Below are 23,551 nucleotides of genomic sequence, written 5' to 3'. Positions count from 1 at the left end.
CCCGCGGAGCGGGATATGACCCGGCAAGCCGGGTCATAGTGAATGAATTGCGCAAGCGCAATTCGAATTCCGGCGCAAGCGCCGGAATGTAATTCCGTAAACGGAATTACGGAAGTGAATGCAATTCGCGCAAGCGCTCATTGTAGGCACCCGCGCAAGCGCGGGTGCCTAAGCTAGCAGCGGGGGAAGGTGCATCGCGCGTGGCCCTGTGTAGGGCTTGGGGTTACTGACCACCACCCCCGTAACGGATGTGACGGACTGTCGGCCCGATCGGGTGCCGGCCCCACCGCAGTGACAAGTTCCGCTGCGCTCCACCCTGACCACTCCCCCACCCCCGAAACTGTCCGGTCGCTGCTCGACAACACCCCATCAGCATACACTGTGAAGCGTCGCCACAGGTAAAAATCGGCCAAGTACCAGCCAGATGGGCGAACCTGTCGCGTGAGTGATGCATCACTTGTGCTCACTGTGTAGAGTCTGGGAACAGATAGCAGCACCCCGGCCCCTCGCGCCGTGCCAGACTTTCTTTTCTGATGGCGCGCCAAATTCCGCGAAAAGGAGACCACGGGGCATGACCGTGAAACTACGTGACCACCAGATCGAAGCCGTTGCCGCTATCGTGCGCGGCTTCGATATTCCGCCGGGCGGTATCCCCTGGAGCGGTCTTCGTGGGCAGGTGCACGCCGCGTGTGGCACGGGCAAGACGATTATTGCCGCAGCGTCGGCGAAGCGGATCGTGCCCAAGGGTCGCATTCTGGTGCTGGTGCCGACGCTGGACCTATTGGCGCAGACGGTGAAGGCGTGGCACGACGTCGGGCACAGGGGGCCGGCGGTTGCCGTGTGCTCGCTTCAGGACGATCCGGAGCTGTGGAGCATGAAGGTGCGCTCCACCACCAACCCGATTCAGCTGGCCATGTGGCACGGTTCCGGGCCGGTGACCATCTACGCCACGTACGCGTCTCTGGGCGTGCTGGCCGAGGCGTTCGAGGGCGTCTACGGGCAGCAGCTCGACCCTGTGGACCTCGCCGTAGTCGATGAGGCACACAGGACCAGTGGCTCGATGGGTAAGGCGTGGGCCGACATCCACAACCAGCACGTCATCCCCGCGCACCGGCGGCTCTACCTGACGGCGACGCCGCGGATCTGGGAGGAGCGGCTGAATCGCGAGGTTGCCGAGGGGGTGCGCGACCCGTTGCCGCGTGAGATGGCGGCGTCCATGGATGACGAGAAGGTCTTCGGGCCCGTCCTGTTCAAATTGTCGCTGGCGTCGGCGGTGTCGCGCGGGCTACTTGCGCGGTACCAGATCATCGTCCTGGAGCTGAAGGACCCGGTGGTCACCCCGGACCGGCTGATGAGCGAGGAGCGGGGTAGCGAGGAGGTGCGGGGGCAGCGGCTGGGGGCGCTGCAGGCGGCTCTCCTGCACACCATGGCGCAGCACGACCTGTCGACGTGCATCACCTTCCACCACCGGACGATAGAGGCACAGGCCTACGCGGAGGGCCTGGAGCGCGTCGCAGCCAAGCTGCACGCCGACCAGCCGGAGAAGTACCCGGCCCGGATCTGGGCGGACTGGCTGTGCGGTGAGCACGTGCCCGAGCGCCGGCGGGGAGTGCTGAGTCAGTTCGGGACCACCGCCCGGCGTGCGGTCCTGTCGAACTGCCGTGTGCTGGGTGAGGGCGTCGACATCAGAAGCGTGGACAGCGTGGCCCTGTTGGACCCCAAGGGTGCTCCGCACGACATCGTCCAGGCCATCGGCCGGGCGCTGCGTCAGAAGCCGGGACAAGGGAAGCTGGCCTCTTTGATCGTGCCGGTGTTTCTCCAGCCCAATGAGCAGCCGGAGGATATGTTCACGTCGGGATCGTATCAGCCTTTGGTGAAAGTTCTTGAGGGTCTTCGGGCGCATGATGAAGAGGCCGTGGAATTGCTCGCGATTCCGCAAGAGCCTCAGAAGGACGTCGCGCAGCCGTCCGAGTACATCGGTCCGCCGCCCGAGGAAGGCGAGGACGAATCCCGTCTGTTGCTTCGTTTCGCCGCTCCGCGTGATCCGGTGATGGTCGCGGAATGGGTGTCGTTCAATGTGATCGACACGGAGCGCCAGGACTGGGGGCGCGGCTGGGCGTCGCTCAAGAAATTCACCGAACGTGAGCATCACGCCCGAGTTCCGTACGGGCACAAGGAGGGTGCGTTCCCGCTGGGGCAGTGGGTCGCGGAGCAGCGACGGGCGTACGGGGCCGGACAGATGACCGGCCAGCGGGCGCAGCGGCTCGAGAAGCTCGGCATGGTCTGGTCCCCGGCCGATGAACGTTTCCAGGAGAACCTGGAGGCCGCCAAGGCGTACTACGAGCAGCACTGGACGCTGTGCGCGCCCCGGTCCGCGACGATGCTGGATCGGCCGGTGGGGCAGTGGCTGTCCAACCTCCGCCGCGCGGGTGCGCTGGAGGACCGCCCCGAGTGGAAGGCCGCGCTGGAGGCCGTGGATGAGCACTGGGACCCCGTGTGGCAGGCGGAGTGGCAGCGGCACTACGCCGCGCTGCGGGAGCTCCTGACGGATGAGGAGGACCACTGCGACGTCCTGCCGGGCTTCACCGTCCACGGCATGGACGTGGGCAAGTGGCTGGCGAAGCAGCGTCAGCACACGGTCTGGGCAGGGCTGATGGACGGGCAGCGCGAGCTCCTGGAGGCGGTCGGCGTCGCACCGCTGCCCCCGGAGCCGGAGGTGCCCGCCAAGGCGGCCAAGGCGGCGGTGAGCGCCTTCGACAAGGGCGTAGCGGCCCTCGCGCAGTACAAGACCCGCACCGGGTCTGTGACGGTCCCCAGGGGCCACGTAGAGCAGCTGGAAGGCGGCCCAGCGGTCAAACTCGGAGTGTGGATCATGAACCAGAAAGGACGTCGCGCGAAGCTCACCACCGACAAGCTCGCCGCGCTCGCGGGCCTCGGACTCGATTGGGCACGGAGAGGTTAAGGAATGGGATAAGTTTCTGGTTAAGTTATATTGGGCCTGAGGTGAAGGTGCAGGGAATGGCATCTGAGGAAGAGCTGTTCGCGTCCGTCGACGCTCTGTTGAACGAGGAGCCGCAGCTCCCGCCTCCGGCGGAGCGCGCCCGGCTGCGGGAGGCTGCTGGAATCACCCAGGCCCGCCTCGCCGCCGCGTTGAAGACAACGACCCAGTCAGTGAAGAACTGGGAGAACGGCCGGAGCGAGCCGAAGTCGCCGCGCCTGGATGCCTACCAACGGCTGCTGGACGGGTGGGCGGCGAAGCACCCCGCCCACGGCACCCTCGACGTCCCGGCCCCGGTCGTCGCGCCTCAGCCGGAGATGCCGGAGGCGTTCGACGGTCCGGCTGCCGCGCCCGTGTTGCAGGAGACGGCAGCGCCGCAGGCCCCCGCCGTTCAGGCCGCGCCGGAGCGTCCGGCGTCGTCGCGCCGCCCGGCCGCGAAGAAGGCCGCCAAGGCTGCGCTGGACCCCCGCTTCCCGCACGGCCCGCTCGCAGTGCTCGATGGCGACGGCTCCGCGTACGGCGTCGACGGCATTGTGCTCGACTGCCCGGCGACCACGGTGCCGGAGCTGGTGGAGTGGACGCTGCGCGAGTCCGGACTCGGTACCGGAAAGCTCAACCGCTACGGCAAGGACAGCGACCCGCTGATCGTGCTCACGGCGGCCGCCGCGGTGGGGCTCGGGCTGCCGGAGCGCCTGGAGGGCCACGAGCAGCGCCGCTCCCTGCGCCTGCCGGAGGACCATCCGGTGGTCAAGGAGGTCGCACGCGCGAAGTGGCAGCTGACACAGCGCGGGTTCGGTCCGTGGGCGCGGATCTACCGCAAGGCGCAGGGCCGTGAGCGGCAGTGCGTGCAGCTGGCGATCCTATCGTGGGACGCGCTCGATGAGCGGTCCTGGCCCGGCGTTGCCGAGATGGAGCCGGCCGACGTCGCCCGGGTCCTGGGTGTGTACGCGCAGCGGGTCATCACCCCGCGCGGCTCCACGGCCGTGTCAGGGCTGGAGCTGATGACGGCGCTGCGACCGCCGACGAAGGCCGTGCAGGACCCGGCGAGCGGGAACTGGGTGTCCGGCTACAACCAGGGCAGCCTGGGCACGGAGCCGACGGACCCGGCGCCGCCGGAGGCAACCCCCGAACACCCCGTCGTCGTGAACTCCGGCTGGAGCGGCGGGTTCCTCAATGAGGAGGCGTACCAGTGGGTGCGGTCGGTGGACTCGCTCACGGATGAGGAGTGCCTGCTGCCGTTCGCGGTCGGCCTGGACCTGAACACCGCGTTCCTCGCCGCCGCCGCCCGCCTGGTCGTCGGCCTATCCGGACCCGACCACTTCACCGCCCCGACGTTCAACCCGAAGATCCCCGGCAGCTGGCTGGTCGACCTCAGCGGCATCGAGCTGGACCCGCGCCTGCCCTCACCCTTCACCCCCGACGGCACCCGCCCGACGGGGCTGGCCTGGTACCAGACGCACACCGTCGCCTACGCCCAGGAGCTCGGGCACGACGTGCACCCGATCGAGGCGTACCTGCGGCGCGAGACCGGCGCGTACCTGGACCCGTGGCACGACCGGCTCAAAACCGCGTACGTCGACACCCTCGCCGACCTCGGCGTCACCAAGGACCTGGACGACGCAGCGTTCCTCGCCGCGATGGAGCAGCACAAGCAGCGCGACCCGGCCCTGGCCGCCGTACTGGCTGCTATCAAGGCGACCGTGAAGGGCGGCGTCGGGAAGCTGCGGGAGCGCCCGCAGGGCAAGTCCTACAAGGAGGGCGAGACGTGGCCGGCCCTTTCGCGGCCGACCTGGCGCCCCGACTTCCGCGCCGCCGTGATCAGCAAGGCGCGGGTCAACATGCACCGCAAGCTCAACAACATGGTCAAGATGACCGGCCTGTACCCACTCGCCGTACTCTCCGACTGCGTCGTCTACCCCTCACCGGGCGAGAGCCCGCTGGACTTCCTCCCCTACGCGGCGTCCGGCAAGCCGCAGCCCGGCGGGTTCCGCCTCGGCGCTACGCCCGGCCTGGCGAAACTGGAGGGCGTCCAGTCGATGCTGTGGGCGGTCGAGCTGATGGAGAAGGGTCTGAACCCGGCCCGCCACATCAAGGGCGGCGACGCCGTCCTGGACGAAGGGGAGTAGGCCATGGGCGAGATCGAGGACGCCATCGAGCGCGCCGACCGGGAAGCCTTCACCCGTCAGCCGCCCAAGACCCTTCCGGCCCGCATCAACTACCTGCTCAAACAGCTCGGAACCGCGAAGGCCGTCGCGCAGGAGCTCGGCATCACCGCCGACTCCGTCAACCGCTACCGGCGCGGCGCCCGCAAGAACCCACCCAAGGACATCGCCGCGAAGATCGACAACGCCGTACGTCAGCGATGGCAGCCCCAGGTCCGCAAGCGCCGGCAGCGGCAAGCCGCCGCCACGACTGGGGTCACGGTGGAGACGAGGGCACGGTTCGGGTACACGGCACCGGTCGGCACAACCGACGACGGAAGATTCCGGCGGCTCACCGTGCACCTCCCCCCGGCCTACGCACAACGCCTGTTCGACGCCCGCAACACAGGCGCCAGCGACCAGCAGATGCGGGGGATCATCGCCGAGGGATTCAAAGAGGTCTACTTCCAGGACGGCGGAGGCCGCGCCACAGGACTCTCCGACGTCACCCTCAACGACATCGACTACCTCGACCTCGACTACTGAGGCCGCGGAGTGACGCTGTGGCGTCGGCAGCGTGGGTGTGCCGAAGCACGATAGGTGTCACCAAGGCAGGCGTGTTGTCACTCGGGGACTTCGGTCGGCTCCTGCAGGGGGGTGGGCCGGAGTCCGCCTGCGCAGGCCAGCACTTCCGTCGCTGAAGAGTTCAGGAAGATCGTGAACACGGACGATCTGTCCACGGAGTCGATGGATCCGGTACGAAGCGGCTCTTCCCCAGCCTGCCGGAGGATGTCGACAGAGGCGGCAAGGCCCTCAATTGTGTGGCCGCGCCGAGCGGCCGTGCGCACTCGAATCGCGAACACACCCGCGTGCCGGTTGGCGGGGACCAGACCGTCCGAGACATCGAAGGCGCCACCGCCAATCAAGGCGTCACGGGCAGGTCCGCATGCCGGGGTCTGTTCGCGAAGCATGGCGATGAGTTCCTCGCGAGGCAGGCTGCGCGCCGGTACCCGTACGACCCACTCATCGACCTCGTGTGACAACTGCAGTGCCTCTCTGGTGACAGTCCGACTGCTTCGATCTGCTCCCTTCGCAGGCTATCCGGTGCCGACGGTGACAACTACTGAACTTCGGCACAGTGGGACGTAGCTCTTCAGTTGGCGAATGAGCGCGAAACTTGGCGAGCTGAGCGTTCACGGTCGCGGCTGGCATGATCGACGGGTGATAGATGTTCGCTTGCCCGCGTGCCGGGGATCGGTGCGGCTGTTCGACCGGGGTGGATTGTGATGGCCTGGTGGCTCCGTCGGCGGTCGGAGCCCGTCGAGGAGTTGGTGTCGGGCCGGCTGCCGGTCGGCAGCGCCGAGATGCCATCGGACGAGGAGCTGGCCGACCTGAGGGTTGCGGCAGAGGTGGGCGATGATGTGGCCATGGTGAGCCTGGCGGCGGCCCTGCATCTGCAGGGCGACCGGGTCGGCGCGCTGCACTGGTGGGACCGGGCATGGGCGGCCGGAAACGTGGTTGCCGGCTACAACCTGGGCATGTTGCACGCGGCCGCCGGTGACGCGAACCGCGCGCAGGTGGCCTGGGAGAAGGCGGCGGCGTTCGGCGACCCGGACGCCATGCTGGGCCTGGTCAAGCAGGCGTTCGGCCGTGGCGACGCGGTCGGCGTCGAGCGCTGGGCGCCAGTGATCCTCGCGCAGGACGAGGCGTTCCCGATCACTGCGCTGGGCGTGGCCTTCCGGGATGGTGGCGACCTGGCGCGGGCCATGCAGGCGTTCCTACGCGCCGAGCAGCTGGGCGACGGGTATGCAATGGAGTACCGGGCCCGGATCCTGGCTGCTCAGGGGCAGCACGAGGAGGCTGACACGTTGCGAGCACGGGCAGCGGCGGCCGAGCGGATGCTCTGAGGCGTAGACGCGCGGCGAGCCGGCTCCGACATGCCTCCGCGCGGCCGGCCCAGCAGATGCTCAACTCGCCAACTGAAGCGCGCAGTCACACAGCGGTAGCTGAAGTCGGATACCGCGGCCATGAGTACGCGGAAACAGGTCGGGGCGGAGCAGAAATGTGGGACCTCTGGAGCAGTAGGTAGTCGACACGGGCATCGGGAGGGGTCTTGGGCGAGATCGACGAAGGATTAGAGCGGGTCTTGCGTACCCGGCCACTGCCAGTCAGTGTCAGTGCCCGCCTGGGCTTCCTGCTCAGAGCGGAGAAGGGATCCACGAAGAGGCTGGCTCCTGTTCTGGGGGTCTCGCAGCGTACGGTGCAGCGGTGGGTCACCTCCGGCCCGGGGAGGCGCCAGCCGGGCCCTGTGCAAGCGCAGGTAATCGAGGATGTCGTCCGAGCGCGATGGCAGCCCCGGATTCGCGAGCGGTTGCGTGCGGATGCCGAGGCCCGCGGCTTCTGTCTGCATACCCGGGCGCGGTTCGGGTTCGCGTCCGCAGTCGGCTCCTCCGATGATCCGCGTCGGCGGCTGATCACCCAGCGGCTGTCTGGCGCGGTCGCGCGGGAGCTGTTCGCCGCCCGGGACGCCGGTGCCGGCGAGGCGCAGCAGATGGTCATCCTGGCCCGCTCGCTGGGGCATGCGTACTTCCGTGACGGAGGAGGGCGCGCCCACGGGCTCCAGGTGGCCTTCTCGGATGTCGAGTTCGCCGACTTCACCATCGGGTGACCGGGGCGGTGGTCGAGGAGGTCGGGTCCGCCGCAGGCTGTGTGCGGATCTATTGGTCTACCGGCGCGGTCGGGACGGCTTTCCGGGCCGGGACAGCAGGGTCTCGTAGCGCTCGGCCTGCCCGCGTTCCGCCCAGTCCCACATGACGCCGCTGGTGACGGTCGGCTGCGGGAGCGGGGGCTGGGGTGGGCGCAGTCTGGCGTTCTCGGCCAGAGCCAGGATGTGGGGGCGTTCGTCCTGGCGGGCCAGCAGCTCTTGGCTGTCGGTGAGAGCAGCGAAGGATGCCGCAGCGCTCAGGAACGGGCGGGCCCATGCCGGGATCGGGTGGGAGGCGCAGCCGTCGGTGTAGCGGGCGGGGTCGTGGAAGGCGAGGGTGGCCGCGTCGGGGCCGAGGTCTTCGGCGCGGACGGTGAGGAGTTGCTGGAACGACGCGCGGGTGAGCAGCGTGGTGGCAAGGGCGGCGGCCAGCCGGGGGTGGGCGGTTGCCTGGCGGATTCTGCGGGTGATCTCGCGTACGGCTGCCTCGGTGAGGGAGCGTGGGGGCGGCCGGTGGCGCCAGTCGATCGGTGCCGGCGTGCACGGGCCGGTGCAGGACTGGGTGCTGTCGTAGGAGACGAGGCGGTCCAGGGCGGGGATGGTCATCCAGCGGACCGCAGACGCGGTCGGGGTCTGCGCGGAGAGCTGGGTGCCAGTTGCTGCGGGTGTGCCGCCGTAGTAGTGGCTGCGGGCGGTATCCAGGTCGCTGGTGACGGTGTGGGGCACGGGGTGCAGGGCCCGGTGGAGCGCGATGGTCAGGTGGGGGCGGTGGCAGACCAGGGTCAGGGGGATGCTGGTGGTGTCGCGTAGGTGCAGGAGGCGATCGAGGCGGCGTGTGGTGAGCCGGTGGGCGCGCAGGACGGTGAGCCGGGCGGCAGGCAGGGCGGCGATCCAGGCGGTGGCGGCCTCCCACGCGGGCTGTCGGCCTGCAGGGAAGCGGCCTGGCAGTAACGGCGGTTTGCCCAGGGCTGCGAGGAGGTCGTGGGCGAGAGCGGTGTCGCTGGTGGTGCCCGGTCCGGGGTGCAGCGTGATCCGGCCGACGGCAGGATCGTGGGCTGCCAGGGCGGTGTGAGTGTGGGCGACGTCGTCGTACCGGTCCATGACCAGGGCGACGGGCGGCGGGGCTCGGCGGGTGGCGTTCATGCGAGGCGGCTGAAGGCCCAGCGCAGCAGTTCCTGATCCACCACGGAGCGTCCCGTGCGGGCCAGGGCGGTACGGACATGGGCGGTCAGTTGCGCCCACGCGCGGAAGTTGCCGTGCGCGGCGTGCTGGTCGGCGAAGGCGATGTCGTCGGGGTCGGCGTCGGCCCAGACCGGGTGGAACAGCGGAATCACCTCAAGGACCTCGGCGGGGGTGAGGCGGGTGAAGTGCTGCCAGATGAAGACGCGGGAGGACAGCATCGGCTCGCGACGCAGCACGGTGTGGCAGCCCGCACCACCGACGAAGATGATCGCGAGCTGGGTTGCGGGTTCGTCCCACAGGTAGCGGAAATATTCGAACGCCTCCCCGTTGAGCCACTGCGCCTCGTCCACCAGGAACGTGCGGGGGCGTTCGGCCAGCGCGGTCTTCAGCAGCCGGTCGAACTCGCTCGGGTGGCGCGGTGGTTCACCGGCCAGATCGAGCGCGGTGAACAGTTCGTAGCGCACCGCGCGGGCCGTGGGCCGGGCCCGGAAGGTGATCTTGCGGACGTCCTCGCCGGGTTCGAGTTCGCGCAGGCAGGTGTTGACGGCAAGGGTCTTGCCGAAGCCGGCACCGCCGTGGATGCACATCATGGCCCGCGCGGCGACGGTGTCGGTGATGTTCTCCCGGGCAGTGAGCAGGGCGCGGGTGGTGACCACGGAGGCGTCGGGCAGGTCGACGTACTGGTAGGTGGCCGCGGTCACGGGGCGTCTCCGGTGCGATGGGGCGGATGGGCGGGCGGACCATCGGGGGCGGGATCGGGGTCGGTTGTGGTCGCCGCGGGCAGCCCCGGCGCGGCGCGGGTGGCGAGAGATGGCGGGGTCCGCCAGTCGAGCGGCGGCGCAGCGGGCGGGATCAGATCAGGCAGCGCCAGCTGCGACAGGTCCGACTCGGTGGCCTGAGCGAGCTGTCGACTGGCCTCGGCGGCGCTGAGGGTGCCCAGACGCCGGGGCGGCCCGGGTTCGGTGGCGGCGGCGTAGCGCTCGCGCTGGGATGCTTCGAGGTCTTTCCTCAGACGACGGGTGCGCGCGGCCCGCACCCGGCGTACGGCGCTGACCTGCTCCTCGGTGGCCTGGTCGGCCAGGTCTGCGGGGCCGAGGTAGCGGCCGGTGACGGGGTCGAAGATCTCGATGCGGTGGTCGTGGTGGGGCATGTAGCGCACCTGGACCCGGATGCCGGTCTTGCCGGTCATCCACGCGGCGACATAGTCGCGTGTGCGGAAGCGGATCCCGCGCGTGGTGAGTGTGCGGGTGCCGGCGTCCTCCAGGGTGAAAGTCCACACATCGGTGGCCGGCACGTCCCGCAGTGGAGTGGGATCGGCCTGCCACGCCTCCAACGGGGTCTTCCCGCCCAACGGCGGCGGCCGGTGGGAGGTGTTCCACCACTGCACCCACTCCAGCAGCCGGGCGGTGAACTCCTCGAAGCCCAGCAGAATCTCGTCCCTGGGCCGGGAGGGGCGTTTGCCGGGGCGGGGCTGGCGGGCGTAGCCGGGCAGCCCGGCCAGGAACATGCTTTCCACTGCCCGGTTGAGGCCCTCGACGGTGCCCTTGAGGTGCGGGGTGTAGGCGGGCAGGTCCTCCACGCCCACGTCCAGGAGGTCGAGGGCAGTCATCACCATGGCGGACAGGAAGTCTTTGCCGCGGTCCATGCGGACCTTTTCCGGCCGCCCGCCGAACGGACCGTAAGGGTCCTCGCGCAGCACCGCGGAGCGCAAGGCGGCCAGCACCGATTCCCGCGACGGATACCCCGGGCTCACCGCCAGCCCGGTGATCGCGTTCGTCGCGCAGTCGGTGAACCACGTGATCCAGGGCCGCCGCGCGGTCCCCTCCACATCGACCAGCAACGGGGCCTGGACGTGGTCGGTCTCCCACACCTGGTTGCGCCAGCCCCGCGGCCGGGACAGGAACACATCGTGCTTACGCGCCGCCCGCTCGCCACCCGCAAGCCCGGCCCGCTCCCCCGGATCCAAATCCCGCTGGAGCGCCCGGTGCAGTGTCGTCAGCGACGGCACGCAACCGGGCGGGGACTGCCGGGCGGCCCGTGCGGTGAGCTCGCGGTGGACCGCAGCCACGTTCCCCTTCCACAGGGCCAGCAGCCCACGAACCTCGGGCGTGATAGTGAACCTCTCCCCCGACTGGGCACGGGCGCCCGGCTCAACGGCCGCGGCCTCGTCGCGCCCGGCAGCGGCCAACCACCGCCACACGGTGCGCTCGCTCACCCCCAGCGCGTCCGCAGCCACGCGCACGTGGCCGGCCGTCAGTGCGCCCGAAGCACGCAGAGCAAGCAGCCGCCGCACCGCCGGGCCCCGCAGCGCTGTCCTCGACGCCGCCGGCAGTCCACCGCCGGTGGTCGCACGGGCGGCGTCACCGGTCTCCCCCGCGCCCGCTCCCCCGTGCGATACGGTTCGGGCCACGTCGGCCGCCACCGGTGGTGGAAGCGGTCCGCTCACTGTGGCGGCGCGATCCGCTGGAACAGCCGCCGCAGCAACGCCCGGTCCACGGCCGCATCGGCGACGGTGAGCAGTGCGTTCTGCAGATGCGTGGTCAAAGCGGCCCACGTGCGGAACGTGCCGTGCGCGCATGAGCGGTCGATCCACGCCAGATCAGCGGCCGCCACGGTGCCCCACAGCGGATGGAAACCGGTCACCGCGGTCGCCGCCTGCGCTCCGGTCAGACGCGGAACCTCCTGCCATGCGCCGACCCGGGACGCCAACTGTGGCAGTCGGGCCAGCGCCCGCTCACTGCCCGCCCCGCACAGCACCAGGGTGATCCGTGTGCCGGGGTGGTCCCACAGGCTCTGCACATACTCCAGGCACGGTCCCGGCAGTCGCTGCGCCTCGTCGAGCACCAGCACCCGCGCCTGTCCCAACGCCTCCGCGACCGCGGCATCCGCCAGCGCCGAGGTGTGCGGGAACCGGCCCGGCAGTCCCAACGCTTCGAACACCGCCCGTCTCATGCCGGCCACCGACGGGCGCACCGGTACCGGCACCCACGTCGCCTTCCAGCCCGCGGGCGGCTCGGCGAGCGCCATCCGCACGGCCGCGGTCTTGCCCCGGCCCGGGTCGCCGAACACGCACACGGCGCCCTCGGCCGCCATCGCCTGCCCGATCGCCTCAGCCACCGCCCGCACCGGCGGCGTCCGCACCAGCCGCGCCCCGGCCGGCAGCACCACCCCCGCCACCACACCGCCCTCCCCCGACGCCCGGCCCGCGGCCGGCGGCGACGCGGGCCTCGGCCGACGGCGCGCAGCACCATCCGGTGCGGCGCTCCCACCGCTCGCCGCCAGGGCGAGGTCGGCCAGCGCCTGCCGCATGTCCCCTTCCTCCCGGGCACGCCTCACCAACGCCCGGTCCGGCAACACCCGGCCGGCCTCCACGTCCCGGCGCACCACCCGGTACAGCGAGGCAAGCGACGGCACCTCACACCCGTCCGCAGCGCCCTTGAGATGCCGGTGCAGTACCGCCACGTTCCCGCCCGCCTGCGCCAACACCTCCCAGTCCCGATCGGACAACTCAAGGCGCGGCCGCGGCCTGCGCTCCACACGGCCCTCGGTCCGCGCCGCCTCCAGCCACCGCCATACCGTCCGCACGTTCACCCCGCCGACCTGGGCCCCCGCACGCACATGCGCCGACGTCAACGCCCCGGCCGCGTCCAGCTCCAGCAGCCGCGCCACCAGCACCGGCCTGGCCACCCCTAACCCGGCAGCCACCTCACCCCACCCGCCCCGCTCCCCCACCAACCAACCCTCCCGCCCGCGGACACCGACACCGACCACGGTGCAGGCCGCACACCCCCCGGACGATCAGAAGTGCCGTTCCCATGACAGCGGAGCAGGGCACGGTGTACCACCCCATGACACCAAAACCCACCGCATGTACCGCCCCGCGTCAGCGAACCAAACCACCACACCCACCGCTACCAGCACAAAGACCAGCATCTGACGTGCCGTCACTGACACCACCCCACTGACACCAAAGCGGCACATCGCAGTCCGCCCCGGCGAGCGCGTGGTTGCGCGGTCGGACGGCAAGGGCGGCTTGATCCTGGGCGTGGAGAAGATCCAGGGCCGCGAGTTCGCCGCGAGCGCGGGGTGCAGCGGCTACGTGCTGGATGCCCGGCTGCTGATGGACGTACTCGGCAGCCTCAAGATGCCCGGCTCCTGGTTCCAGGTCTGGTGCAAGCAGGTGGCGCTGCAGAACGCGAACCGCGCCGACGACCAGCTCCGGGAAGCCGCCCGCGGCTTCGTGAAGACCAACCAGCGCGACCTCCAGGCCCGGTGCAACCTGTCGGCGGCCTCCGTGAACGAGGCCAGCCAGTTCTTCACGCACATCGGCTGGCAGCGCACCGCCAAGCGCGGCATCCTCCAGCTGAACCCGTGGCTGACGGTGGCCGGCACCTCCGGCGAGCAGGAGAAGTGGCAGGCGCTCTGGAACGGGGCCAAGGGCCCGGCCTGCGTCATCCCGCACGCCGACTACCCCACCGAGTGGCGTCAGCTGCGCGAGGCCGAGAAGAAGGCCGCCGAGTCCGCCCGCCGCAAGGAGAAGGTCGTCACCCTGCGGCAGCGGCGTCCCGTACGCAAGGCGAGCGCATGACCTCGCCCGGCATATCCTCGGTACAGCGTCCCGACCTGATCGGAAGTGGTGAGGCTCCGTGAGCAGCTCTTACGTACCCAGCCCTCCCACGGAGGCCCCCGTCACGATCCCCCGTGACGTCCTGCGCCTCCTGGCCCTGGTCGACGTCTCCACCGCCGGCCGCCGCGTCCTGGACCAGCTGCTGTACCTCAGCGACCCGGATACCGGCACCGCTTCGATCAGCCAGAACGAGATGTGCACCGAGCTAGGCGCGAGCAAGCCGACCGTGAACCGCGGCTTCAAGGAACTCCGCGAGTGCGGACTCGCCTGGAGCCTCGAGGATGGCCTCTACCAGCTCCACCCGCTGCTGACCGGCGGCGCGGTCTCCTCCCCCGTCATGAAGGTCCCGGAGATCAAGGCCGCCGAACCCGGCCGCTTCACCGAACAGCGACGGGCCCGCTTCGCCGCCCAGATGGCCAACCTCGCCCCCACCGGCTGAGCACCCTACCGCGGCCCTCGTAGGCCGCCCAGCGGGCTCCTGGCCCCGCGAAGACCCCAAGGCGCCGCACTCTCCGTGCGGCGCCTTCTTCGTGCCCGCCCGCACCTGAGCCGGTAGCACTAGGTAAACCGGTTTGTTCTGGAGGAGCAGAACAAACGCGAGGCGCTCCACCACGCTGCCCGGCCACGAGACGCGGCCGAGCGGTAGCACCAGGTGAACCGGTTTGTTCTGGAGGAGCAGAACAATCAGCGGCCTCTCGGACCGAGGGCAATGTATGCGCCAGCTGCGCATGGATCTCCTGCGTAACATCACAGCTCCGCTATGTTCCGCAGCCGCCGAAACGGGTCCGAGGTACTGCCCCCTGGCCCCGGAGCAGCAGGCACCGGCCAGAAGCAGCACGGCCCGAGCAGCGTGCAGGGGCTGGCCGTGCTGCAACGGCCGGGGCCGGCCTGCTACCCGTGCAGCACCCGTGTGCCGCCTGACCCAGGCAAATGCTGCGCTGCACCCACGACACCACCGTGCTGCAACCCGACAACCACCACCAGGACCACGAGCAGTAACCCGCCAACCACCGCCACCACCCCCGCTACCCATCGAGCAGCAGCCCGCTCCACACCACCGCGAGCAGCACAGCCAGGAGCAGCGGCACCCCGGTGCCGAAGGCCATCGCCTCACACCTCGCACCCTCACAGCGCGCCTCGCCAACCTGGGGAAACGGGCTGTGTGCCACACAGGACCGCCGGGGTGAGCGGTCTACAGGACGGTGCCGTACAGGGCGCGGCGGTCACCGGACATCGCGTAACGGCGGGCGGCGAGGCCGTTGTCGAGGGTCTCGCCGATCTGCTCGCACAGCGGGGTGAGGACGTCGGCCGCGACGGTGTCGGAGAGGTACGCCGGGGCGACTTCGAGCATCAGCTCCCCGAGCTGGTGGGTGGTGGCGGCGAGGTCGTCGACGACGAGGCGCAGCTCGGTGAGTGCGGGATCCGCCGGCGGACCGGCGGGCGGCGGGGGCGGTGCGGATGTTGCGGACGGACTGGTGGACCACGGCGCGCACGGTGGGCTCATCGAGCACCTGAAGGCCGGTGCGGGCGAGCGTAGCGAGGCGGCGGGTGATTTCAAGCTCCGCGACGTCGCCGGTACTGCCGGAGATGGCGATCAGGGCGCGTTGGGACAGGTCGTAGTCGAGCGCGGCCGCGGCGGCCGGTTCGCTGTCTCGCGTGCGGGACGTTCTGGGGTCGGCGGTGTGGCTTTGTCCACGAGAACGGGCAGCGTTTTGACACCAGGACGGACTGAGCTCAGGGGCTCTGGCGAGCCGGGAATGTTCACGAGATGGGACAGCACCGAGAGTTCAGGCGGTACTCACCGGGGGACGGTCTGGGTGACGCGCCACAGCCTCCGGGGGAGGCCGCCTTCCTCGAACGCGGCGACCTCATCCAGAGTCCAGCTCTTGGCGAGGTCGTCCACCAGGTCGCGGGGGAAGAAGTGGACGGCGAAGCCGCCGTGCTCCCAAATGTCGTCTCCGTGCCCGGTACCGGCCTGGTAGTGGGCATCCCCGGTGTGACGGACGGTGTAGACGAAGGCTCCGCCCGGCCGCAGCACCCGCCGCACCTCGGCGACCAGGGCGTGGATCTCCTGGGTGGACAGCGCCATGCAGAGCAGCATGTGCGCGAACACGGCATCCACCGAGGCGTCCGCGAGCGGCAGAGGCTGGCGGACGTCGTGAACCGCCGTGGTGGCCCGCCCGGCCACGCCCTGGGCTGCGGCGGCCTCACACAGCTGATCCAGACCCACCGGACTGAAGTCGGTGGCCATCACGGAGAAACCCTCGCGGGCGAAGTACAGCGCGTCACGGCCATGGCCGGCACCCAGCTCCAGTACCTGGCGGGCACCGGCGGCCCGGAAGACCGCAGCGGCACGGACCGCCGGCTCGGACGGCTCCTCGCCGTACATGCCGGGATGCTCGCCATAGATCTGCTGCCAGTGCGCGCGCTGAACCTCAGCCAGCCCCTGCTCCGATTCCGACACGCTGACGCCCTCCTCGCCGGGTCGGCATCGAACAACCGGCCCCCGTCAGGCCACCCTAAAGGGACCCCACCTCGTCGCCTCGCCTGCCCGCTGCACCAAAGACAGACGGTGCTGTCGATTCTCGTGAACATCGACTTCGACCCGAACCGGGTGCCTTCCGAAGCCCTGAACAATCGCTGCCGGAAATCGTGAACAAAGCCAGCGGTGACGGCGTCGTGGATCGCGGTCAGGGCGTGGCGACGTCGAGCAGCCGGTACGCCTGGGCGCGGCTGATGCTGAACTCCGCGCCGCAGTAGGATTCCCAGCTGCTGTGCCCGTGGGGAAGCCAGATGCGGGCGGCGTGCGCGGCGCGAACCCGGGTGGCGAGCACCGCCACGGAGCGTCGGACGTCGTCCATCGCCTCGCGCAGCCCGGCCGTCATCTCGCGGGTGCCGGCCACGGTCAGTGTCGCCCGCGCCGGTTCGGGGACATGTCCGTGATGCTGCTCGTGCTCGCCCATGTCCTCATCGTCCTCCGCGCTGGCGGGCCAAGGCCAGGGCGCACGGAAGCGAGGCGCAAGCCTCGTCTCACAGTCGGCGGCGTTCCGGGAGCGCCTACAGTTCGGAGTAGGACATCCTGGCGGTCTCCTGTTCGCCCTCTGGCGCGTGAGGGCCCGGCGTTGGGAAGACCTTGGCGGGGTTCACCCGCCGGGACGCGATCTGGAGTATGTGAGGGGGTGGCGAGTTGCGCCTGGTCAATGTTGGCAGGGCTCTGCTCATGGCCGTATGGATCGACGCCCTGAACGTATGGGAGAGCGGCGTTCACGCGCGAGGTCTGGTGATCGGGGGAGTCGGTACGTTCATCTTGGGACTCCTGATGTTCGAAGGTCTCGAGTGGCGGGACCGCCGTCGAGAGACCAGCAAATCGGGCCCGCCGCCGCCACTGCCCCCGGTCGGCTCAAGGTCCGGCCAGGCCAACGGCGTTGGCGGCAGCAGCACGAAGGCGGATGGCTAGCCGCGGGCGGACACGGTCGCAGTTGCTGGAAATCGTGGCAGGTCGTTGCGGTGGCGCATGCTGTGGCCGCTGGTCGTCGCCCGGACACCTGCCGGCGCTCCACGGTTGCCGCCGCACCAGTGGGTACAGCCGGCTACCTCTGAAGCGGACGGCCACTCTCACCTTCATCGATGACCAAACACACTCTGACCTGGAATGACATCAGCCGTCCTGGCGGCGCGTCCCACGGCGCCGCAGACTCGCACGCGTCAGTTGCGAGATCGTAGTGATCTGCAAAATGAGGGCCCAAGCTATCCACCAGGCGGACCCTCCGGAGAGAGTCGCCTGGATTGCAGCAGTTAGCAGCATGACGCTAACCAGGACCGCCACAGTCGAGGTCAGCAAGCTGAAGCGATCACTCACGCGTGCACTATCGCTGAACATGCACCTACTTGCCTAGCTAGTGAGTTGTCGCGGGCGAGAATGGTCTGGGCCTCGCCAGGAAGTGGTTCACCGCTGGCGTCACGCTGGAGCTGTCGTTCATCTGGATCGCGTCCAGGTCGGTCAGTGTGCGGTTCACGCCGCTTCGCTCCGCACCAGCACTGCTGACGTGTGCGCCGCGCCGCGCGTGGTCATGGTGCCGATGCGGTGTTCAGGCGGGTTGGTCGTCGTAGAACAGCGCGCGGTCCAGACCGAGTGCGCGGAGGTTGGCGCGCAGAGGTGGGTTGGCGCGATGGACGATGAGGGTGGTGCCGTGTTCGCGGGCGGCTGCCATGAGAGGGAAGAACAGCGAGCCAGCCGCCGTCCCCAGAGCCGAGATTTCCGCGAAGTCCAGATGCGCCTCGTCGGGTGATGCCTGCAGGAGTTGGGCCAGGAGTTGTCCGATCGGTGGGGCGTTGTCGTGGCTGATGTCGCCGTGCAGGCTCACCACGACGCGCTCGTGGTCATTGCGGTGGATGTGCACGTTGCGGCGCAGGGCACGTGCTGCGCGCCATGCTTTCCATCCTCGTTCCGGCATCGAGGTCTCTCCCTTGGCTATGTCGGATTGCGCTGACCTGGGCCCGGTCAGGGCCGTGGACGGGCGGACCCGGGTTGTACGGCGCTGGCGATGGCGGTGAGGGTCAGGGCCACAAGGACCATGGCTATGCCCGCGCCGGTGCAGAAGATCAGGACGCGGTCGCTGACATGGGCCAGTCGCGGGAGGGTGTTGATGGCCACGACGCCGTAGTACAGCAGCGCACACACCCCCAGCATCCGGCGGTGGGTGAAACGCGGTGCCAGCCGCGGCAGCGGGACGCCGAGGAGCAGCAGGATGCCCAGGGGCAGCAGGACGGCACTGCTGATGGCCAAGGCTGTCCAGTTGATGGTGGGGTTCATCGGGGGCCTGTCGTGGATGCGATCTGATGACGGGGTGCCGGCCGGAGTAGCGCGGTGGCTGCCCTTGAGGTCGCGGGCAGGGGTTCAGGCGAGGGCGAAGTAGCGGAGCCATATGTAGAGGGCGGAGACGGTGATGGTGACGGCGGCGACGGGGGCGCCGTAGCGGGTGAAGGTCCAAAAGCTGATGGGGGTGCGGTTGCGCTCGGCGATGCCTAGGACGACGACGTTGGCGGAGGCGCCGATGGCGGTGGCGTTGCCGCCCAGGTCGGCGCCTGCGGCCAGAGCCCACCACAGGACCGGTCCGTGGGGGTCGCCGACGCTGTGGACCAGGTCGGCGGTGATGGGGGCCATGGTTGCGACGTAGGGGATGTTGTCGACGATGCCGGACAGGATCGCGGAGGCGCCGAGGAGCAGCATGGTGGCGCCCAGCGGGTTGCCGCCGGTGGCGTCGGCCAGTGCGGTGGAGACTTCGGTGATGACGCCGGTTTCGATCAGGGCGCCGACCATGATGAACAGGCCGGCGAAGAAGGCCAGGGTGGGCCATTCCACGTCCGCCAGGACGTCGTTGGTCTTGACCGGGCTGATGGCGACCAGCAGTCCGGCGCCGAGCAGGGCCACGACGCTGGGCTCGTAGTGCAGCACCGGGTGCAGCACGAACGCGGCCACCACCAGGCCGAGCACGATCAGGCCCTGGGCGAGCAGCCGGCGGTCGCGGATCGCTTCGCGTTCGCTGAGCGCCATCACCTCGGCGGCGCGGTGTTCGTCGTAGACGAATGCCGTGCGGAACATGAACCGGCACATGCCCACCAGCACGGCGGTCAGGATCACGGCCAGCGGGGCGAGGTGGACGAGGAAGTCGTTGAAGTTCAGGCCCGCCCGGCTGGCGATGATGATGTTGGGCGGATCACCGACCAGGGTGGCGATGCCGCCGATGTTGGAGGCCAGCACCTCGGCGATCAGGAACGGGGCGACAGGAAGGTTCAAGCGTTCGCACACCAACAGCGTGACCGGGGCGACCAGCAGCACCGTGGTGACGTTGTCCAGTAGCGCGGACGCCACCGCGGTGATGACCACCAGCATCACCATCACCCGGAAGGGCTTGGCGCGGGCGCGTTTGACCGCCCAGATCGCCAGAAACTCGAACAGTCCCGTGCGGCGCAGCACACCGACGATCATCATCATGCCCAGCAGCAGGAAGATGACGTTCCAGTCGATACCGGAACCGGTGGAGAAGAACGCGGCGTCCGCGTCCGTGGCGCGCAACGCGAGCATCAGCGCGGCGCCGCCCAACGCGGCTGCGACCCGGTGCACCCATTCGGTGATGATCAGAACGTAGGCGCCGGCGAAGACCGCCAGGGCTGCCCAGGCGTGCCAGTTGTTCATACCGCACCCAACAGACGCTCGAGGAGACGGGAGGCGGTGATGACCCCCAGCAGATGGTCCCGCCCCTGGCCCTTGGCGGCGCGCTCGACGACGGCCACCAGCGGGCTGCGGGAGGTCGCCATCAGAGCGGCGACCTCCACCGCCGTGTCCTCGGCGTCAGCGACCGGCGGGAATGTGGCGCCCGTGGGCAGCACCTGGCCGACCGTGCGACCGGCCAGCGCCTGGCACAGCCGGTCGGCGTGGGCCTCATCGATCACGGCCGCCAAGGCGGGGTCTTCCAGCACGTAGTTCGGCACCAGCAGGCGGACCAGTTGCGAGGCGGGCAGGATCGCACCGGGCATCCCGTTGCTGTCCAGCACCAGTACCGCCGGCAGGCGTTCTTCGGCCAGCAGTCGTGCAGCGGCCAGCGCGTCGTCGCCGACCCCGACGCTGGGGTACGGCTCGGCCAGATCACGTGCGCGCACGTCGGAGCTCCTTGCTCTTGAGATCGGTGTCGTCCTGTGCACCGGATTCCGGGCCGGCGGCCGTCCCCGGAACCTGTGGCTGTGGGTCGCGGCCCTCCACGACATCGGCCGTGGTGTCGTCCTCGTCGTCCGGGATGCCGATCAGGTCGTCGACGTGGAAGACGCGGGCGATGGGGACATCACTGCTGGAGTGCACCGCGATACACACCGCGATCAGCGTGTACGCCTGCTCGCCCTCGGGAATGCCCGCCTGCAGCACCAGCAGCCCGTAGACCACCGAAGCGAAGCCCTTGGGGCCGAACCAGGCCGCCACCCACCGCTCCCGGCGATCGATACCCGTGCCCAGCAGGGAGATCAGCAGCGAGGCCGGGCGAACCAGCACGATCGCCAAAACCACCACCACATACCCGCCCACCGACAGCCCCCCGAACAAAGCCGGAGTCAGCAGCGCCCCGAAGACCAGCAGCGCGGCGAACTTGCTCAACTCCGCCAACGCCTCGCCCAGCAGCTCAAAAGCGTGGGCGCTCTGCGGAGCGCACGAGGCCAGCACCGCCCCGGCAGCGAAAGCCGCCAGGTAGGGGTTGGCGCCGGTCAGGTGACAGGCCGCATACAGCACGATGCCGACCGCGAGCGGCCCCAGCGGCTGCAGACGCGGCTCCGCACCCAGCCCCGGAAGCCGCACCACGGCCGTGACCAGCAACGGCACCACCACACCCAGCGCGAGACCGCCGGCCAGCTCCAGGCCCACCACGCCCAACGAACCGTTGCCTTCGGCGTGCAACGGGCCGGCGGCGGTGATCAGGACCAGGACCACCGGAAGCGCCAGCCCGTCATTGAGCCCCGACTCGACGTTCAGCAACTGCCGCAGCCGGGCCGGCACCTCTTTGCGGCCCACGATCGCCGAGGCGAACACCGGATCGGTCGGTGACAGCACCGCACCCACCAACAACGACGTCGTCCAGTCCAGCCCCACCAGATAGTGCGTCAGCACGGCCACACCCGCGAATGCCAACGGCATCCCGATACCCAAGGCACGCGCGGGGGTGCGCCACGCGCTGCGCAGGCTGGGGAAGGAGACGTGCATGCCGTCGGTGAACAGCACCGTGAACAGCGCCAGGTCCGCGGTCGCGGTCACCAAGGGGCTGTCCGGGGTGATGTGAACCAAGCCCAGCGCACCGTCACCGACAGCGGCGCCGGCGAGCAGGAACAGCAAGGACGTGGAGAGAACGGAGCGGGCGGCAAGGCCGGACACCAGTACCGCTATCAGCAGGGCGACACCGAACAGCGCGACAAGTACCACAGGAAGCTCCCTGGATCGGCAGAAGGATCGCCAAAGCGATCGCCGACCAGACTTCCCGGCACACCGTCCATGAACTTACACGATCTTTACGCGCTGACGACAAATTTTCGCCGGTCACGTCGGCGCCGCGAGTACCGCACGTCCCCCGGCGGGGAAGCGCCAGGTGACGACGCAGGTGTGATCGCTGAAAGATGGGGCAGACGGTCCCCGTGTCAAATGCTCCCGAACTCGTGTCGCGGGTGCGGCATGCCCTGGCGCACGCGGGCTTTCACCTGGTCGGCGAGGTACCTGCCGACAACAGGCCGGGGCTGCGGGTGACGGAAGACCCCTCCGGAGTCTTGATCACCTGGACCGCATCGGACGGGTTCTCCGCACTGGCCTCGAACCAGTTGGCCCCAGGTGACAGCATGAAGGCCATCGTCCAGGCCGCCGTCTCGGGCTTGTTGCTGCAACTCGGACACACGGTCACGAAACCGCCCCACGAAGGTGACCTGCTGGTTCTGCCCGAGGGACCCCACAGCGGCGCCTAGCTCAGTCGCGCGACCCCACCGAAGCGTCCCCCGAAGGCGTACTCACTCCACCTGTGCCGGTTTGCGCGCGTGGTCGTTGCGTCCACACCACCAGGACCAGGGCTGCGACGAGCACCGCGATGGTGGGAGCCAGCACGTCGGCGATGGACGGGACCAGACGCTCTCGCAGGGCGTCCACCAGGAAAAAGCCAGCCGCACAGCTGGCTGCCGCCGCCGCTACTCCGGCCCAGATCGACAGGTGATGGCGTCGCCACCATCCACCGAGGTACATCGCTGCCGGCGCCCAGACCGGCAGCCCCGCACCGTACGGCACCAGCCACAACACCAGATACGCCACACCAATGAACAGCCACGTGCCCGCCAGCAAGCGCAGCGCCTGCCGTATCGAAACCTGGCCCATCATGGGCCCGCCCTTCCTCAAGCCCCGCCGATATCAGCCACGATGTTATCCAGACTCCGGCGACCGGCACCTGGCCAGAGGGAGCGCCCATCGCTCCAGGCTTCCCGGCGTGAAATCTGCACGCGGCTTCCTGTTCCAGTGCCAGGGCCGTCGCCGACACAGGGCCGCAGCTCTTGCCGAGCCCCGGATGAGCATCGACCAGGGCGGCCAACGAGTGGCTACCCGATCCAGATGATGGTGAGGACGGACAGCCGGCGCAGGGGCCGGTTCACCCAGTAGGTGAGGGACAGCTGGCCGACGGAGGCGTGGCGGACGTCCTCGCCTTCGGGGTCCTCGGCGTTCCACTGCCGGAAGCCCCACGGGTCGGCCGCGGCGGCGTCCAGGACGTCCCACACCATGTCTTCGACGTGCTCGGGCAGGGCGGTAAGGGCCTTGGCGGCGGGGGCGGAGAAGCGGACCGCGTACGGCTGTCCGCTCACCGGCGCCTGCTACGGAGCTCCGCCATGTCGATGAAGTCGCCGTCGTCATAGCCGGAGGCCACGAACGCGTCGACCGCCGGGGCGGAGGCGATCAGGCCCTGCCACTCCTGGACGACCTCATACAGCCCGCCGAGGGAGAACGTCCGGCGGGACTCCTCCAACGCCTTCGTCCACTGCTGCTCGAAGGCCGGCACCCAGATGTCGGCGCGCCGGTCGGCGCGCAGCTGGGCCAGGAGTTCGGCCGGCGCCCCGGGCGCGGGGGCGTACGGCGTGACGGGGGCGTGGTCGGGCTGCGCGCTCATCTGGTCCTCCCGGCGGGTCGTCACCTCACGGTACGCGCGCCGGGTCGCCATGGAAGCGGACATGCGGTGATCCCTCCTACCGGGTGCGCAGGGCGCGGGCGACGACCCGCGCGCGCTGGTCGGCCGCGTCCGCACGGGCGGAAGCAGCGGCGTGCTCATCGAGGGGCTGACGGTCGGGCACGGGTGCGGTAGCCGGCTGGGCTGATGCCGGTCGAGCAGGGCGCCGAC

General features: G+C 69.8%; 24 protein-coding genes. 8 read left to right on the top strand and 16 right to left on the bottom strand.

Translation table 11 applies throughout. From position 1 onward, the window contains the following. Positions 1–571 precede the first annotated feature (571 nt). From C6N31_RS37240 to tpg (C6N31_RS37230), 3 genes are read left to right on the top strand one after another with little or no spacing between them, the layout of a single operon-like run. Positions 572–2,962 (top strand): DEAD/DEAH box helicase, encoded by a 2,391-nt coding sequence (locus C6N31_RS37240; RefSeq protein WP_198359235.1) that lies wholly within the window; start codon positions 572–574, stop codon positions 2,960–2,962. Positions 2,963–3,018: 56 nt separating this feature from the next. Continuing rightward, positions 3,019–5,124 (top strand): telomere-associated protein Tap, encoded by a 2,106-nt coding sequence (tap, locus tag C6N31_RS37235; RefSeq protein WP_198359234.1) that lies wholly within the window; start codon positions 3,019–3,021, stop codon positions 5,122–5,124. 3 nt (positions 5,125–5,127) lie between these two features. Further along, positions 5,128–5,685: a telomere-protecting terminal protein Tpg gene (gene tpg / locus C6N31_RS37230; RefSeq protein ID WP_198359233.1), complete on the top strand. Its 558-nt coding sequence runs from the start codon at positions 5,128–5,130 to the stop codon at positions 5,683–5,685. 77 nt (positions 5,686–5,762) lie between these two features. On the opposite strand, the gene C6N31_RS37225 is transcribed toward tpg (C6N31_RS37230), so the two are convergent. Then, on the bottom strand, positions 5,763–6,110 hold the full coding sequence (locus tag C6N31_RS37225) for a hypothetical protein (RefSeq protein WP_232486115.1): 348 nt from the start codon (positions 6,108–6,110) through the stop codon (positions 5,763–5,765). Positions 6,111–6,425: 315 nt separating this feature from the next. Between C6N31_RS37225 and C6N31_RS37220 the strand changes: the two genes are divergently transcribed. Both C6N31_RS37220 and tpg (C6N31_RS37215) read left to right on the top strand, forming a co-directional pair. Continuing rightward, positions 6,426–7,046, top strand: coding sequence for a tetratricopeptide repeat protein (locus C6N31_RS37220; RefSeq protein ID WP_138359393.1), 621 nt, complete (start codon positions 6,426–6,428; stop codon positions 7,044–7,046). A gap of 206 nt (positions 7,047–7,252) precedes the next feature. Further along, entirely contained in the window at positions 7,253–7,807 is a 555-nt protein-coding gene (gene tpg, locus C6N31_RS37215; RefSeq protein WP_138359391.1) for a telomere-protecting terminal protein Tpg, read from the top strand. A 57-nt stretch (positions 7,808–7,864) separates the two neighbouring features. Here tpg (C6N31_RS37215) and C6N31_RS37210 read toward each other — a convergent pair whose 3' ends face one another. The 4 genes from C6N31_RS37210 to C6N31_RS45330 all read right to left on the bottom strand — a co-directional run bounded on the left by C6N31_RS37210 (position 7,865) and on the right by C6N31_RS45330 (position 12,730). After that, the gene (locus tag C6N31_RS37210; protein WP_232486114.1) at positions 7,865–8,986 is read right to left on the bottom strand and encodes a hypothetical protein; all 1,122 of its coding nucleotides are present in this window, start codon (positions 8,984–8,986) and stop codon (positions 7,865–7,867) included. Beyond that, entirely contained in the window at positions 8,983–9,726 is a 744-nt protein-coding gene (locus tag C6N31_RS37205; protein WP_198359232.1) for an AAA family ATPase, read from the bottom strand. The genes C6N31_RS37210 and C6N31_RS37205 overlap by 4 nt, the downstream gene beginning before the upstream one ends. After that, positions 9,723–11,318, bottom strand: coding sequence for a TnsB C-terminal domain-containing protein (locus tag C6N31_RS37200; protein WP_438817444.1), 1,596 nt, complete (start codon positions 11,316–11,318; stop codon positions 9,723–9,725). Before C6N31_RS37200 ends, C6N31_RS37205 begins: the two co-directional genes overlap by 4 nt. 149 nt (positions 11,319–11,467) lie before the next feature. Next, a complete protein-coding gene (locus C6N31_RS45330) occupies positions 11,468–12,730 on the bottom strand; it encodes an AAA family ATPase (RefSeq protein ID WP_269288003.1) in 1,263 nt (420 codons plus the stop codon). A 298-nt stretch (positions 12,731–13,028) separates the two neighbouring features. Between C6N31_RS45330 and C6N31_RS37190 the strand changes: the two genes are divergently transcribed. Continuing rightward, positions 13,029–13,613 (top strand): hypothetical protein, encoded by a 585-nt coding sequence (locus C6N31_RS37190; protein WP_244808910.1) that lies wholly within the window; start codon positions 13,029–13,031, stop codon positions 13,611–13,613. Between the two features lie 58 nt (positions 13,614–13,671). Further along, positions 13,672–14,091 carry a helix-turn-helix domain-containing protein gene (locus C6N31_RS37185; RefSeq protein WP_198359230.1) on the top strand — a complete coding sequence of 140 codons (420 nt, stop codon included), beginning with the start codon at positions 13,672–13,674 and terminating at the stop codon, positions 14,089–14,091. Positions 14,092–14,844: 753 nt separating this feature from the next. Here C6N31_RS37185 and C6N31_RS37180 read toward each other — a convergent pair. From C6N31_RS37180 to C6N31_RS37145, 8 genes are all read right to left on the bottom strand, one after another. Then, positions 14,845–15,156 carry a hypothetical protein gene (locus C6N31_RS37180; protein WP_187144652.1) on the bottom strand — a complete coding sequence of 104 codons (312 nt, stop codon included), beginning with the start codon at positions 15,154–15,156 and terminating at the stop codon, positions 14,845–14,847. A 294-nt stretch (positions 15,157–15,450) separates the two neighbouring features. Continuing rightward, a complete protein-coding gene (locus C6N31_RS37175) occupies positions 15,451–16,116 on the bottom strand; it encodes a class I SAM-dependent methyltransferase (RefSeq protein ID WP_138359115.1) in 666 nt (221 codons plus the stop codon). Between the two features lie 226 nt (positions 16,117–16,342). Continuing rightward, on the bottom strand, positions 16,343–16,615 hold the full coding sequence (locus C6N31_RS37170) for a hypothetical protein (protein ID WP_187145371.1): 273 nt from the start codon (positions 16,613–16,615) through the stop codon (positions 16,343–16,345). Between the two features lie 1,125 nt (positions 16,616–17,740). Continuing rightward, complete coding sequence (locus C6N31_RS37165; protein ID WP_187144654.1) at positions 17,741–18,106, bottom strand: STAS domain-containing protein; 366 nt, start codon at positions 18,104–18,106, stop codon at positions 17,741–17,743. 47 nt (positions 18,107–18,153) lie between these two features. Further along, positions 18,154–18,465 (bottom strand): hypothetical protein, encoded by a 312-nt coding sequence (locus C6N31_RS37160; RefSeq protein ID WP_187144655.1) that lies wholly within the window; start codon positions 18,463–18,465, stop codon positions 18,154–18,156. Positions 18,466–18,549: 84 nt separating this feature from the next. Continuing rightward, the gene (locus tag C6N31_RS37155; protein ID WP_138359119.1) at positions 18,550–19,848 is read right to left on the bottom strand and encodes an ArsB/NhaD family transporter; all 1,299 of its coding nucleotides are present in this window, start codon (positions 19,846–19,848) and stop codon (positions 18,550–18,552) included. After that, positions 19,845–20,312 carry a CBS domain-containing protein gene (locus tag C6N31_RS37150; RefSeq protein ID WP_138359121.1) on the bottom strand — a complete coding sequence of 156 codons (468 nt, stop codon included), beginning with the start codon at positions 20,310–20,312 and terminating at the stop codon, positions 19,845–19,847. The genes C6N31_RS37155 and C6N31_RS37150 overlap by 4 nt, the downstream gene beginning before the upstream one ends. Next, positions 20,299–21,612: a cation:proton antiporter gene (locus tag C6N31_RS37145; RefSeq protein ID WP_198359229.1), complete on the bottom strand. Its 1,314-nt coding sequence runs from the start codon at positions 21,610–21,612 to the stop codon at positions 20,299–20,301. The genes C6N31_RS37150 and C6N31_RS37145 overlap by 14 nt, the downstream gene beginning before the upstream one ends. A 209-nt stretch (positions 21,613–21,821) precedes the next feature. Here C6N31_RS37145 and C6N31_RS37140 point away from each other — a divergent pair, with 209 nt between their 5' ends. Then, on the top strand, positions 21,822–22,142 hold the full coding sequence (locus C6N31_RS37140; RefSeq protein WP_138359125.1) for a hypothetical protein: 321 nt from the start codon (positions 21,822–21,824) through the stop codon (positions 22,140–22,142). Between the two features lies 1 nt (position 22,143). Here the strand turns inward: C6N31_RS37140 and C6N31_RS37135 are convergent, their stop codons facing one another. The 3 genes from C6N31_RS37135 to C6N31_RS37125 all read right to left on the bottom strand — a co-directional run bounded on the left by C6N31_RS37135 (position 22,144) and on the right by C6N31_RS37125 (position 23,323). Next, positions 22,144–22,545 carry a hypothetical protein gene (locus C6N31_RS37135; RefSeq protein WP_198359228.1) on the bottom strand — a complete coding sequence of 134 codons (402 nt, stop codon included), beginning with the start codon at positions 22,543–22,545 and terminating at the stop codon, positions 22,144–22,146. Between the two features lie 215 nt (positions 22,546–22,760). Next, on the bottom strand, positions 22,761–23,021 hold the full coding sequence (locus C6N31_RS37130) for a hypothetical protein (RefSeq protein ID WP_198359227.1): 261 nt from the start codon (positions 23,019–23,021) through the stop codon (positions 22,761–22,763). Next, positions 23,018–23,323, bottom strand: coding sequence for a DUF6247 family protein (locus C6N31_RS37125; RefSeq protein ID WP_198359238.1), 306 nt, complete (start codon positions 23,321–23,323; stop codon positions 23,018–23,020). The genes C6N31_RS37130 and C6N31_RS37125 overlap by 4 nt, the downstream gene beginning before the upstream one ends. Between the last annotated feature and the right edge of the window lie 228 nt (positions 23,324–23,551).

The organism is Streptomyces fildesensis (assembly GCF_016107395.1).
GTDB lineage: Bacteria > Actinomycetota > Actinomycetes > Streptomycetales > Streptomycetaceae > Actinacidiphila > Actinacidiphila fildesensis.
This window is presented reverse-complemented; position numbering and strand designations above follow the sequence as displayed.

Excerpts from the sequence above, each read along its gene's own strand:
- C6N31_RS37125 (WP_198359238.1), bottom strand. The coding sequence starts at position 23,323 with ATGAGCGCGCAGCCCGACCACGCCCCCGTCACGCCGTACGCCCCCGCG.
- C6N31_RS37170 (WP_187145371.1), bottom strand. The coding sequence starts at position 16,615 with ATGGGCGAGCACGAGCAGCATCACGGACATGTCCCCGAACCGGCGCGG.
- tpg (WP_198359233.1), top strand. The coding sequence starts at position 5,128 with ATGGGCGAGATCGAGGACGCCATCGAGCGCGCCGACCGGGAAGCCTTC.
- C6N31_RS37135 (WP_198359228.1), bottom strand. The coding sequence starts at position 22,545 with ATGATGGGCCAGGTTTCGATACGGCAGGCGCTGCGCTTGCTGGCGGGC.
- C6N31_RS37210 (WP_232486114.1), bottom strand. The coding sequence starts at position 8,986 with ATGAACGCCACCCGCCGAGCCCCGCCGCCCGTCGCCCTGGTCATGGAC.
- tap (WP_198359234.1), top strand. The coding sequence starts at position 3,019 with ATGGCATCTGAGGAAGAGCTGTTCGCGTCCGTCGACGCTCTGTTGAAC.
- C6N31_RS37180 (WP_187144652.1), bottom strand. The coding sequence starts at position 15,156 with ATGAGCCCACCGTGCGCGCCGTGGTCCACCAGTCCGTCCGCAACATCC.
- C6N31_RS37220 (WP_138359393.1), top strand. The coding sequence starts at position 6,426 with ATGGCCTGGTGGCTCCGTCGGCGGTCGGAGCCCGTCGAGGAGTTGGTG.
- C6N31_RS37165 (WP_187144654.1), bottom strand. The coding sequence starts at position 18,106 with ATGCCGGAACGAGGATGGAAAGCATGGCGCGCAGCACGTGCCCTGCGC.
- C6N31_RS37225 (WP_232486115.1), bottom strand. The coding sequence starts at position 6,110 with ATGCTTCGCGAACAGACCCCGGCATGCGGACCTGCCCGTGACGCCTTG.
- C6N31_RS37160 (WP_187144655.1), bottom strand. The coding sequence starts at position 18,465 with ATGAACCCCACCATCAACTGGACAGCCTTGGCCATCAGCAGTGCCGTC.
- C6N31_RS37240 (WP_198359235.1), top strand. The coding sequence starts at position 572 with ATGACCGTGAAACTACGTGACCACCAGATCGAAGCCGTTGCCGCTATC.
- C6N31_RS37155 (WP_138359119.1), bottom strand. The coding sequence starts at position 19,848 with ATGAACAACTGGCACGCCTGGGCAGCCCTGGCGGTCTTCGCCGGCGCC.